At 37.9% G+C, this 12,552-nt stretch carries 15 protein-coding genes; 13 read left to right on the top strand and 2 right to left on the bottom strand.

What is annotated here, in order from left to right; translation table 11 throughout:
- Positions 1 to 10 precede the first annotated feature (10 nt).
- From qoxB to qoxD, 3 genes are read left to right on the top strand one after another with little or no spacing between them, the layout of a single operon-like run.
- Entirely contained in the window at positions 11 to 1,957 is a 1,947-nt protein-coding gene (gene qoxB, locus GI584_RS17620; RefSeq protein ID WP_153792030.1) for a cytochrome aa3 quinol oxidase subunit I, read from the top strand.
- Positions 1,954 to 2,553 carry a cytochrome aa3 quinol oxidase subunit III gene (gene qoxC, locus GI584_RS17615; protein WP_153792029.1) on the top strand — a complete coding sequence of 200 codons (600 nt, stop codon included), beginning with the start codon at positions 1,954 to 1,956 and terminating at the stop codon, positions 2,551 to 2,553. The genes qoxB and qoxC overlap by 4 nt, the downstream gene beginning before the upstream one ends.
- On the top strand, positions 2,554 to 2,859 hold the full coding sequence (qoxD, locus tag GI584_RS17610; protein WP_100359489.1) for a cytochrome aa3 quinol oxidase subunit IV: 306 nt from the start codon (positions 2,554 to 2,556) through the stop codon (positions 2,857 to 2,859).
- A gap of 165 nt (positions 2,860 to 3,024) precedes the next feature.
- On the opposite strand, the gene GI584_RS17605 is transcribed toward qoxD, so the two are convergent.
- Positions 3,025 to 3,609 (bottom strand): HAD family hydrolase, encoded by a 585-nt coding sequence (locus tag GI584_RS17605; protein WP_100359490.1) that lies wholly within the window; start codon positions 3,607 to 3,609, stop codon positions 3,025 to 3,027.
- Positions 3,610 to 3,675: 66 nt separating this feature from the next.
- On the opposite strand from GI584_RS17605, the gene GI584_RS17600 reads away from it, so the two are divergent.
- The 9 genes from GI584_RS17600 to GI584_RS17560 all read left to right on the top strand — a co-directional run bounded on the left by GI584_RS17600 (position 3,676) and on the right by GI584_RS17560 (position 10,953).
- Positions 3,676 to 4,680, top strand: a complete 1,005-nt coding sequence (locus tag GI584_RS17600) for a DoxX family membrane protein (RefSeq protein WP_153792028.1) — start codon at positions 3,676 to 3,678, stop codon at positions 4,678 to 4,680.
- Between the two features lie 86 nt (positions 4,681 to 4,766).
- A complete protein-coding gene (locus GI584_RS17595) occupies positions 4,767 to 5,609 on the top strand; it encodes a DegV family protein (RefSeq protein WP_100359492.1) in 843 nt (280 codons plus the stop codon).
- Between the two features lie 581 nt (positions 5,610 to 6,190).
- Entirely contained in the window at positions 6,191 to 7,327 is a 1,137-nt protein-coding gene (locus GI584_RS17590) for a trans-sulfuration enzyme family protein (RefSeq protein WP_100359494.1), read from the top strand.
- A 9-nt stretch (positions 7,328 to 7,336) separates the two neighbouring features.
- On the top strand, positions 7,337 to 8,092 hold the full coding sequence (locus GI584_RS17585) for a (S)-benzoin forming benzil reductase (protein ID WP_153792027.1): 756 nt from the start codon (positions 7,337 to 7,339) through the stop codon (positions 8,090 to 8,092).
- Between the two features lie 87 nt (positions 8,093 to 8,179).
- Positions 8,180 to 8,284, top strand: a complete 105-nt coding sequence (locus GI584_RS17580) for a YjcZ family sporulation protein (protein WP_089741197.1) — start codon at positions 8,180 to 8,182, stop codon at positions 8,282 to 8,284.
- Positions 8,285 to 8,606: 322 nt separating this feature from the next.
- Positions 8,607 to 9,368, top strand: a complete 762-nt coding sequence (map, locus tag GI584_RS17575) for a type I methionyl aminopeptidase (RefSeq protein WP_100359496.1) — start codon at positions 8,607 to 8,609, stop codon at positions 9,366 to 9,368.
- Between the two features lie 21 nt (positions 9,369 to 9,389).
- A complete protein-coding gene (locus GI584_RS17570; RefSeq protein ID WP_100359497.1) occupies positions 9,390 to 10,103 on the top strand; it encodes an AzlC family ABC transporter permease in 714 nt (237 codons plus the stop codon).
- Positions 10,100 to 10,393, top strand: coding sequence for an AzlD domain-containing protein (locus tag GI584_RS17565; RefSeq protein ID WP_194842029.1), 294 nt, complete (start codon positions 10,100 to 10,102; stop codon positions 10,391 to 10,393). Before GI584_RS17570 ends, GI584_RS17565 begins: the two co-directional genes overlap by 4 nt.
- 17 nt (positions 10,394 to 10,410) lie before the next feature.
- Positions 10,411 to 10,953 (top strand): GNAT family N-acetyltransferase, encoded by a 543-nt coding sequence (locus tag GI584_RS17560; protein ID WP_153792025.1) that lies wholly within the window; start codon positions 10,411 to 10,413, stop codon positions 10,951 to 10,953.
- Positions 10,954 to 11,081: 128 nt separating this feature from the next.
- Here the strand turns inward: GI584_RS17560 and GI584_RS17555 are convergent, their stop codons facing one another.
- Positions 11,082 to 11,957: a cation diffusion facilitator family transporter gene (locus GI584_RS17555; RefSeq protein ID WP_100359500.1), complete on the bottom strand. Its 876-nt coding sequence runs from the start codon at positions 11,955 to 11,957 to the stop codon at positions 11,082 to 11,084.
- 221 nt (positions 11,958 to 12,178) lie between these two features.
- Here GI584_RS17555 and GI584_RS17550 point away from each other — a divergent pair, with 221 nt between their 5' ends.
- A complete protein-coding gene (locus GI584_RS17550; RefSeq protein WP_100359501.1) occupies positions 12,179 to 12,424 on the top strand; it encodes an IDEAL domain-containing protein in 246 nt (81 codons plus the stop codon).
- Positions 12,425 to 12,552: the final 128 nt, after the last annotated feature.

The raw sequence follows: 12,552 nt of genomic DNA, 5'->3' as shown, positions 1-12,552 counted from the left end.
GGTGAACGACATGTCATTGGATGAATTTTTTGTTACAGGTGATCCATTAATCTTGGCATCACAAATTGCAATTGGTCTGACAATGGTTGGTTTAATTGCATTAATTACGTATTTAAAAAGATGGAAATGGTTGTGGAATGAATGGTTCACAACAGTTGATCATAAAAAAATAGGTATTATGTACATTTTAGCTGGGGTGCTCATGTTCTTCAGAGGTGGTGTGGATGGACTTTTAATGAAGGCACAAACATCCAGACCAGGATTGGACTTATTAGATGCTCAGCATTATGATGAAATATTTACTACTCATGGTGTCATCATGATTCTGTTTATGGCGATGCCACTATTGATTGGTATTATGAACGTCGTTATCCCATTACAAATCGGAGCACGTGATGTGGCGTTTCCTAAGCTGAATGCTTTCAGCTTTTGGATATTCTTTGCAGGGGCCATGTTATTTAACCTTTCATTTGTTATAGGTGGTTCACCTGATGCAGGTTGGACATCTTACTTTCCTTTAGCTGGGAAAGAATTTACACCTGGCGTCGGGAATAATTATTACGCCATCTCTTTACAAATAGCCGGTATCGGTACGTTAGCGACGGGAATTAACTTTGTTGTAACGATTATTAAAATGCGTGCACCAGGTATGTCTTGGATGAAGTTGCCAATTTTTGTCTGGACGACATTTATCACATCCATCATTATCGTGGCAGCATTTCCGATTCTTACTATAGCATTACTTTACATGACGTTAGATCGTTTATTTGGCACACACTTTTTCACGGTGGCAGCTGGTGGCGATCCAATGTTGTGGCTGAATCTGTTCTGGTTATGGGGACACCCGGAAGTATATATCGTTGTACTACCGGCATTCGGGATGTTCTCAGAAGTAATAGCAACCTTTGCACGGAAAAATTTATACGGTTATAAATCAATGGTATATGCCGTTGCCGGTATAGCGTTTTTAAGTATGCTAGTTTGGGTACACCACTTCTATACCATGGGAAATAGTGCAGCGGTAAACTCGATCTTCTCACTAACAACAATGATGATCGCAATCCCGACCGGTGTGAAAATCTTTAACTGGTTATTTACGTTGCGTAAAGGTAGGATTGAATTTTCTACATCCATGTTATGGGCATTAGCGTTTATTCCATGTTTTACGATCGGTGGGGTAACAGGTGTTATGCTAGCGATGGCAGCAGCGGACTATCAATACCATAACACGATGTTCTTGGTGGCGCACTTCCATTATGTATTAATACCAGGTGTTGTATTTGCAGTATTTGCTGGTCTTTACTACTGGTGGCCTAAAATGTTTGGTTTCAAATTGAACGAAAAAATCGGTAAATGGCATTTCTGGTTATTTGTGATTGGCTTCAATATGACATTTATGCCGATGTTCTTTGTTGGTTTGGACGGCATGTCACGTCGTATGTACACTTATGCAGAAAGTACCGGATGGGGTGCATGGCTAGGGTTCTCAGCAGTCGGATCTCTGGTGATGGCAGCAGGATTTGCAGCACTATGCTACAACATTTACTGGAGCTTCCGTTATGCATCGAGAAATGTCGGTAATGATCCGTGGAATGCCCGTTCGCTAGAGTGGGCAACAGCTTCTCCAGCACCACATTATAATTTTGCGGTAGTTCCAGAAGTGGAGAACTTAGATGACTTCTGGTATAAGAAGAAAAAAGGAACATTAGGTTTGAAAAAATCAGATTTAAAACCCGTTCATATGCCAAGTAATTCATGGACACCAATCGTTTTAGCAGGTGCGTTTGGTTTGGTCGGATTTTTCCTAGTCTTTGAATGGATCCCGTTGGCAATAATTGCAGCGGTTGGTATTGTGGTTGGTTTAGTTGCCAACACATTTGATTATGACGATGGTTATCACATTCCGGTTGATGAATTAGAAGAGGAAGAAAGAGAGTGGAGAGGTGATTTACAATGACATCCCATACTACTACACCGTTAGAATATAAAACAGAGCAAAGTCAAATGAATATTTTAGGCTTTTGGGTCTTCCTGGGTGCGGAAATTGTACTTTTCTCCACATTGTTTGCTTCTTATTTCGTATTAGAGCATAACACAGCTGGGGGACCAGCGGGTCAGGACATCTTTATTCTAAAAGATGTCTTGATCGAAACCTTTATTTTATTAACAAGTAGTTTTACCAGTGGGTTAGCGATTCATTCGATGCGTAACCATGACAAAAAAGGGGTACTCATCTGGATGATCATTACCTTGTTACTAGGAGCAGGCTTCCTATACATGGAGATTAATGAGTTTATCCATTATGTTCATGAAGGTGCAACGATTCAAACGAGTGGATTTACTGCTGCCTTTTTCACGCTATTAGGTACTCACGGAGCACACGTGACCTTCGGGATTATTTGGATTAGCCTGTTGCTAGTGCAGCTTGTTCGTCGCGGGATTACCGAAAAAACATCCAGTAAGTTATTTATCTCAAGTCTTTACTGGCACTTTTTAGATGTAGTATGGATTTTTATCTTTACATTCGTCTATCTGAAAGGAATGGTGATGTAAATGAGTGCAAAGACTCATCGTTTTCCATGGAATCTTTTAGTCGGTTATGTTCTGTCGGTTGCACTAACGTTACTAGCCGTTTTTGTATCATTTAACACTGATTTCTCCAGCAACGTTATTTTATGGGTTATCGGAATATTAGCGTTGTTTCAGGCGATCATTCAACTGTTTATGTTTATGCACGTGACAGAAGGAAAAGAAGGGATCATTAATGTCATCAACATGGTCAACAGTATTATCCTGGCATTAATTATTGTCTTTGGTTCCATTTGGGTATTAACATCAGGACACGCATCCATGCATTAGGCAAGAAAAGGGGCTGCTGAATCTATTATGGTTTAGTGCAGCCCTTTTTTTAGTTTGAGTTGATAGTAAATTGGGAAAGTTGATAGAGAACTCCCAAAAGTTGATAGTAAAGCCCTGAAAGTTGCTCGAAAAGCTTTCAGGAAAATCATAAAAATTCAGATGACACTAACCTAAGACGAGACGATCCACTTTTGCAATCCATTCATTATCGGGATCAGCATGAATCGTTTGCCAACCTAGTTCAACTGCAGGGATTAGGTTTTCCTTTTTATTATCAACAAATAAAATTGGACGATCGAAATCTAATTGATTATCGCAAATCTCATAAATCCTTGGGTCTGGCTTTGCGACACCAACTTCAGAAGAAATAGTGGAGCTAGTTAAATAAGGTTGGAGCCGATTAATAACTGGTTGAAGCCATTCTAAGCGGTGGTTACTCAAAATATGTATGTTGCTGACTGCACTCCATGTTTCAACATGATGGATACCTTCAAGTTCAACTAAGCTTTTCTGCATAACTGTTTGTAAATATTCTAAGTTGATTCCGGGAAATGTATAATCAAGCCATTGCCAAAAATTATACTCTGAAATATCACCTTGCCATAGTTGTTCGCGAATTTCCGTTCTGTAAATGGCTCGGATTTTATCATAAGGAAGGTCTGCCTGATTGACTAGTTCCTCCCAAAAGAGGTCTAAGTCAGTCGCAAGTACACCGCCTACATCCAAAATAAGTTGGAATTTTTTCATCATTACATCTATTCCTTTCTTCCATATGATATGATGAGCATCATAGACTACAAATAAAAGGAGAAGAACATGTCATTACGTAAAAAAGGACTATTATCTTTCGTTATCGCACTTTTATTAGCAACACCTATTACTACTTTTGCTCATGTAAAATGGTTTGCCAAAGTCGAGCCGGAAAAGGTTCCGATTGAGCAAATACTATCACCATTTTTTATTACATTTGCGATTGTTATAGCGATTATTTTAGCTATACTATCACAAGTGATGGATTATTTTTTGAAAATACCATATGCAACAAAGGTGAACAATTTTCTTAATGGGATTCGTAAATATTCTCGTCATATCTTGAAATATGGTACAGCATTTGCATTAATTATTCAACTTGTATCAGGGACGATGTTTGCGCCAGAGTTTGAAATAACGGACTTCTGGCAAACAATAATAATGAGTCTTATCATTATTGCCTTATTAATACCTCATCACCTCAGTACCAAAGTGGCCGCCTTTTTCATGTTAGCACTGTTTATTACGGTATGGCAGGATTATGGCTGGTTTTATATGTTGGATTATGGTTTCTATTTAGCGATTATTTTCGTATTATTTATCGGAAAAACGAACCTAGAAGACTGGGGCTTTCCTTTCTTATATTTAGGAACAGGTCTAAGTCTTTGTTGGGTCGCCGTTGAAAAATGGGTATATCCGTCAATGACATTGGATATTGTTATTAATCATCAGGTACCTACCTTTGGATTTGATCCGGAAATCTTTATTGTGATGGCAGCTTTTGTAGAGTTTGTCGTTGGTTACTTATTAGTTGTAGGAATTTTGAATCGAATTCTTGGCTTGGTCGTTACACTTATATTTATCTCCACAACGTTACTATTCGGCATGACAGAAATTATCGGTCATGCGATGATTCATATTGTTTTGATTATCTTCATTATCGAAGGGGTATCGTTTTATCAACCTCCGATAAAAATTCATAAGACAAAAATAGATCAATTTGTTTTTGTTTTCTTAAACTTTATTTTTGTATTGGCTACTTTCATATTAATTTATTACCGTTTTGCGTAATTTGTCGATTTACTTGACTACTTAAATCAAGTAAAATAGATGCTAATAACTATCGCACACGGTGTGCAGGAAATGGGGCGAGTATCTTGAAAAAAATAGCATGGATTACCGACAGCTCTTGTGGTTTAGATAAAGAATATGCGGCACAACATGATATTTTTATTATTCCTTTAAATGTAATCATCAATGGAAAAACGTATAAAGAAGAAGTAGATTTAACGAAAGAAGAGTTTTATCAAAAATTAAAAGAACACGGTGATGGTGCGAAAACGAGTCAACCTGCCTATGGTGACTTTATTACGTTATATGAGCAATTAAAAGAAGAGTATGATTGTGGTATTGCTATTCATGCTTCCAGTCAGCTTACAGGTACATACCAAAGTTCGGTTTCCGCATCTGAAATGGTCGGTTTTGATGTGGAAGTGATAGATTCGAAAATTGGTGATTTCGCGTTAGGTAAAATGATTCAGAATGGTGTGCAAATGGCGGAGAGTGGCAAAAGTTTTGCTGATATTGTACAAAAACTGAGGTCCTATCCGGAATTTGCACAGATGTATTTAATGCCCCAAAGTTTTGAACAACTAAGAAAAAGCGGTAGAGTAAGCGCGGCACAATCTATTTTTGCATCATTATTAAATATTCACTTGATCCTTGGCTTTGATGACGGAAAGGTTATCGTCAAAGACAAAGTACGGATTAAAAAGAGAGCGAAACGAAAAATGTTTCAATTATTAGATGATGCAATGGAAAAATATCATTTGAAAGAGATTTGCATATTACATGCAGGTGTCAAAGATCAAGCACATAATTGGAAAGATGAAATTGAAAAGTTGCACGCGGAATTAAAAGTAAACATTCAAACACTTGTACCAGTAGCAGGTGTCCACACTGGTCACGGAACATTGTGTTTGGCATGGTTAAGAGACTAAGCAAAAAAGAAATTGATGTACAAAAAACATAAACTGCGAAGTTAGATTTACTTTCTTCCATTCTGCATTTTGAGGAGTGATTGACCGCCGCTGCGGAAAAATACTCCCTTTCCTGGGGCGGTTTTTAGCTAACTTGGTGATGAAAACCGCATCACCAAGTGGATCTTCAGCTCGCGTGAGTTCCCCCAGGAGTGTCGCACTTTTCCGCAGCTTTGACTAGTGTTTTGGAATAGTGAGAAAAAGTCCCTTGATCATATATCCGAAGATTTTCTTCTTTCAACAATCAGAACATTAGGACCAGCGGAGGCAGAATACGGAGAATCCTATGGGAACAGCACGCGTCCGAAGACCCCGCAGGAAAGCGCAGTATTCTGCCGGAGCGGTATTCCAGCACTCTCTATAGAAAGAATGGAAGAAAGTCTCACTATGAAAATTTTAATTAGTGCGAAGTTTTTATCTACTTAGAATCAAGCGTGATTAGATAGGTCAGGTTTTTCTTAATTGGAAAAACTTGATTTTTGCGTTAAAGTAGTATTATTAGAAAAGAAGTCAGAATGTTTAGATAGAGAGGACGAGCAACAATGGGACAAGGATTTGATACGAAATCTGTGCACGTAACAATGAAAAGAAAAGAAGGTACACCGACAAAAGTTACACCAATTCATCAAACATCAGCTTTCACCTTTCAAAACTTAGAAGATATTGAGAATTTCTACAATGGTGAACGAGAATATTTATATACAAGAGTAGGGAACCCAAATACAGATGAATTGGGCCAAGCAGTAGCAAAATTAGAAACGGCACCGACAGGACTTGCCACTTCATCCGGACTTTCAGCGATTATGGTTGGGATTCTTTCGATAGCACAAGCGGGTGACCATATCGTAGCATCAGAAGATTTGTATGGAGGCACCTATGAATTGTTAGCAAACGAACTAACTTCCTTTGGCATAGAAGTAAGCTTTGTCTCCTTTAAAAATGATCTAGAGAACGCCATTAAAGAAAATACGGTATTACTTTATACAGAATCGATTACTAATCCTCTTTTAAGAGTAGAGAATCTAGAAAAGATAGTCGAAATTGCCAACAAGCATAACCTCAAGACAATGGTGGATAATACGTTTGCTACTCCTTATTTAGTGCAACCTTATAGATTGGGAGTTAACCTTGTAGCACATAGTGCAACGAAATATTTAGGCGGTCACAGTGATATTACGGCTGGTGTTCTAGCAGGAGACGAGGAATTGATTGCGAAAGCAAAAACAAAAACTGTCAATTTAGGCTCCAATTTAAGCCCATTTGAAGCATGGTTAACGGTAAGAGGTTTGAAAACATTAAGTGTCCGCATGGAACGTCATGTTAAAAATGCAGCCAAATTAGCAGAAGCACTTGCCGAACATCCTGCAGTAGACAGAGTTTATTACCCAGAATATGTCTCGGAACAAGGCAATGGCGCTATTGTGACGATCGATATTACCAACAAAGCCGATATTTCAACCTTTTTTGAATCATTGGATTGGATCAAAATTGTTGCGACGTTAGCTGGGGTTGAAACAACGGTATCTTATCCAATTGGTACTTCTCACCGAAACTTGCCAGAGTTGTCTCAACAAGCATTAGGAATTACGAAAGGTTTAATCAGAATTTCAGTTGGAATTGAAGATGCAGCTGATATAATATCTACGATGAAACAAGCATTAGATCAAGCAAAAAAATGAGGTGATCACTTGAAATATGCAGTTGTTACTGGAACGTCAAAAGGTCTTGGAGCATCGATAGCAAAACTGCTGTTGGAGGCATCTGTTAATGTGATTGGACTTGCCAGAGGAGAAAATCAGGAACTGGAAAACGCTGATTTACCAGGTAAGTACAAACATTATCAGGTCGACTTAGCTGATATGGAACAAACAGAAAAAACATTTGAAAATATTATTTCCTTTATGAAAAAACAACCGATAGAATCACTTCAATTGGTTCAGAATGCAGCATTAGTCACACCAATTGAACAAGTAGGGAAACAAGATGCAGCGAAATTAACCGCTCATGTCCACGTCAATTTATTATCGCCAATGGTGGTGACCAATTTATGGCTGAATGCGTGGCGTGATTCCGACTTTTCATTGGTTATCGCTAATGTAACGTCAGGCGCTGCCAATCGATCAGTTTACGGCTGGAATGCGTATGGAAGTACAAAAGCAGGTCTTGATCGCTATACCAATACAGTAGCAGTGGAACAAGAAAAACTCCAAACGGGTAATAAAGTTTTTTTATTTGATCCGAGTATTATGGATACAGATATGCAGAGAGAAATTCGCTCAGCAGATCCAAGTCAATTTATCGATGTCGATCAGTTTAAAAATTATAAAACGGAAAATAAACTCCGTGAGACCGATGTGGTTGCTAAAGTATTAGTTGATCGCCTTTTAGATGAAGAGTCCATCCAGAATGGGGAGTATTACAGTGTGAAAGATATTTTAAAATAGGTTATCACCCATTTTCGCTCATAACATTGACCATTTTCTTTCCTCTTACATACTTTATAAGTGTAAGTATTATAAGGAGGGATATAGATGGGTGCACAACAATATGGTTACGGTTCAGGTTTTGCGCTAATCGTCGTGTTGTTTATTCTCTTAATCATCATTGGTGCTTCTTGGGGATACGGCGGATATTAATCCAAAAAGTAAATAGGCTATCTCAGATAGTCTGACAAGAAAGGGGCCCGTTTCATAAAAAAATGAAACGGGCTTTTAACATGTTATGAAAAAGATTTGCTTTATCCCGGTGCTAATCGTCCGTAAAAACCCTCACTAACGGAAGTTTTACTTTACGGTTACAGTTGGGAAATTACTTATTTTTTCTGGAGTGCCCGCAGCTCTTCATCTATAATTAAAACACTCGAATAGGTAAGAGCATTTTCTTGCACATCTTTTCAGCAAAATATGATAAACTTTATAGAGATGAATTTTGGTAAAGGATTTAGAAAGGAAGTTTTAAATGATCACTAGAAAAAGTAAACGTGAAATAGAAATGATGCATGCAGCTGGTAAATTACTAGCAAGCTGTCATAAAGAAATAGCCAAACGGATTAAGCCTGGGGTGACAACAAAAGAGATTGATTCTTTTGTTGAATCCTTTTTAGCAGAACATGGAGCAACTCCAGAACAAAAAGGCTATAATGACTATCCATATGCTACCTGTGCTTCTGTAAATGATGAAATCTGCCACGGTTTTCCACGTGAGGAAAAGCTCACCAATGGCGACATCGTCACAGTTGATATGGTTGTCAATCTCAATGGTGGTTTGGCAGATTCCGCATGGACGTATGTTGTCGGTGAACCCGATGAAAAGACAGAAAAATTATTAGAAGTGACAAAAACTTCTCTTTATAAAGGTATTGAACAAGCAATGCCAGGAAATCGGATCGGTGACATTGGTCATGCGATTCAACAATATGCAGAAGCGGAAGGCTATTCCGTTGTTCGTGAGTTTACTGGACATGGTATTGGTCCAACAATTCATGAAGATCCACAAATCCCACACTTCGGTTTAGCTGGCAAAGGTCCTCGTCTTAAAGAAGGAATGGTCATTACGATCGAGCCAATGATTAATGAAGGCGCATGGCAAAGTAAAATGGATGATAACAATTGGACTGCGCGTACAATCGACGGGGAACGCTCTGCACAATTTGAGCATACATTAGTGGTTTCTAAAGAAGGGCCGATTATCTTAACAGATCAAGACAATATCGAAGACTAAGATAAAGGAGTAGCAGTTGTAATGGGCCTAGAGGAGAAACAATGGATAAAGATACAGATAAGAGATGGGTTCATCGCCGGTTCACCCATTGTTTTAGGCTATTTGCCGATAGCAATTGCTTACGGTGTTTTAGCGAAGCAGGCTGGCATGTCATTAATGGAGCTTACTGGTATGAGTCTGCTTGTCTATGCTGGTGCAGCTCAATTTATGGGTGCAGGTATGATTGGACTTGGTGTGAGTGCTCTGGAGATTATCATTGCTACGTTTGTTTTAAATTTCCGCCATTTTGTCATGAGCCTATCTTTTATTAACCAAATTAAGCATTATGCTCTGAAATGGAAATTTGCTTTATCATTAGGTTTAACAGATGAAACTTTTTCTGTTTCATCGATTTATAAAAAACAAGTAGATCAGGCTTACGGGTACTTTTTCTATGGAACGATTATGCTTACTTCCTATCTTTCATGGGTATTTGGCTCCTTCCTTGGTGGAGTGCTTGGCGATATCATTCCTCAAAACTTAAGTCAAAGCATGGGCGTGGCGTTATATGCTATGTTTATTGGATTACTGATTCCATCTATCCGAAAGTATCAACGGATTGCCATCATTAGTATTACTGCAATGCTGATTAATTATTTGGTTAGTCCATACGTTGGGCAGGGTTGGGGAATTGTCGTTGGTACTATCGTTGGAGCATTAATTGGCATTTTCGTGTTAGAGGAGGATAAATTATGATTTGGGTCATTATTATTGGAATGGCAATTGTCACAGTGATTCCTCGAATAATTCCAGCCTTTATCGTTGATTTAATTCAATTTCCGGATTGGATGAATAAGTGGCTGCAAGCGATTCCATACGCAGCTTTAGGTGCGCTTATTTTTCCGGGAATTATGACAGTGGTGCCAGAAAAACCATACATTGGAGTGATAGCAGGTGTAGTGGCAATTGCGCTGTCCTGGCTCAGAATCCATGTTATTTTAGTTGTATTAAGTGCGATTTTAACAGTGTTTCTTTTAACAATTTAAATGTTAGGGTGTTAGCCATGTATCATATTAGAAAAGCATGTATTGAAGACGCAAAAGCTATTGCAGAGGTTCATGTACATAGCTGGAAAGCAACCTATCAAAATTTAATCAATGAACTCGATTTATCTAACACAACAGTAGAACATCGGCAAATATATTGGGAAACCATCCTGAAGTTACCAAGACAACAACAACCAGTGACAGTGATTGAAGAAGCGGGGGAAATTGTAGGGTTTATTTCCGGAGGTAAAGAAAGAACCGATCGCTTTGGTTATGACGGAGAAATTTTTGCAATTTATTTACTGCCAACCCATCAAAGTAAAGGACTAGGAAAACGTCTGTTAAAAGCTTTTGCAGAAGAAATGAAAGAATTAGGCTACCAGTCTTTATTAATTTGGGTGTTAACGAATAATCCGACCCATCAGTTTTACTTGCATTTCGGAGCAGAAAAAATAGAACAAGAGCAAACAACAATTGGCCATGGAACATATCAAGAAACGGCATACGGTTTCGTGAATATCGACCTACTTTTAGATAAACTAATTACGAAAGGACTGTAACTTATTGGTTACAGTCCTTTCTTATTCATTAATCGATATAAAAAGGGAAAATATAAAGATGGAACAGTAATAATGATAAGAAAGGGAGGTTTTAGCCCCCTTAATCATAAAGTATGTCAAAATAGAAATTATTGTTCTTCTCCATAGGGTTCAATATGAATATGGGCATGAGGAACGTCGTGTTTTTCTTTTAATTTTTCCTCAATATGATCAGTGATTTTATGACTTTCCTCCACTGTCATCAGTGGATTTACATAAATAGTCGCTTCGATTAAGGCTTGGTTTCCATGCAAACGGCCTTTTACATCTTTAATGTCTAATACATCTGGATGGGTAACGATACTTTTTTTTATTAGATCCAATTCGTTTGGTTGAAATCCATCAGTTAGTGTATGTGTAGCTTCTCTAAAGATATCCCAAGCTGTTTTACAAATAATCACACCTACAATTGCTCCAGCTAAAGGGTCTAACCAATATAGTTGAAATTGAGCTCCTATAATCCCGACAAAAGCCCCAATACTCACCAGTGCATCTGATTTGTTATCTTGAGCGGCTGCTTGCAGTGCGGTACTGTTAATTTTTTTCCCTAAACGTAAATTATATAGATAGACGATAAACATAATAATTGCAGCCCCTAATGCTGTCCAAGCTGTTAACATATCCGGTTGCGAAAAATCGCCTCTAATTATGGATTGCCCTGTATCGTATAGCACTTGGATACCAACCATCATCATAATAAAGGCTGCGATTAGTGATGCGATCATTTCAGCACGGAAGTGGCCGTAATGGTGGTCTTCATCTGGTGGTTTTCGGGATATTTTTAAACCAATTAAAACGGCTATTGATGCCACAACATCAGTGGCGTTATTTAAACCATCAGCTCGTAAAGCGGAGGAATTACCAATGCTGGCAATGGCTAATTTAACAGTAGCTAGTAGAATGTATGTAATAATACTTAGCCATGCACCTTTTTCTCCTTCTTTATATTTATGATATTGATCCATAAGCTGTCCTCCGATGTTTCTCTATAGTAAGATAAGCTTATCAAATGAGAGTGTTTTACGTCTACTTATAGTGTTTCCTAATGGGGAAAAAATACTTTTAAGGCATTACAATTACGTTTAAGGTAACCATTTTCAGGGAATATGTTTCATAACCATTAACAAAAAGTATTTTTCGTCATAAAATGGTATTTAAGTAGAGCATAGAAAGGGAGGCGTGCTTCATGAAGAAACATAAGGTGAGTTATCAATTGAAAGTATTCAATATGAATCAAAAAACAGTACTTAGAGCTAGAAGAGAAATTCCGTATGAAATTAGATTAGCGTCACAGCTTGTATTGGATGATCTTTGTTTTACTTGGAATAAGGCACGCTTGGAAAAAGAAATTAACCAATCTATTGATGATAATAATAAAGCAGCATTTGAAGCATTAAGTAAAACATATAACAGCTATATATGGGAGTCATAAGCATAGACCTCGTCCATTTTATTGGCGAGGTTTTTAAAGTACGCTTGCAGAAGTGTGTTACATTATTCAATTTTCGAAAGTATTTACTTCCCTTTTTCTCAAAATTAAAACATATTAAAATACTGACT

Origin of the sequence: Gracilibacillus salitolerans, assembly GCF_009650095.1 — a bacterium.
In the GTDB taxonomy this organism is placed as follows: Bacteria; Bacillota; Bacilli; order Bacillales; family Amphibacillaceae; genus Gracilibacillus; species Gracilibacillus salitolerans.
The sequence above is the reverse complement of the archived record's forward strand: the minus strand, read 5'-3'. Positions and strand labels throughout refer to the sequence as shown.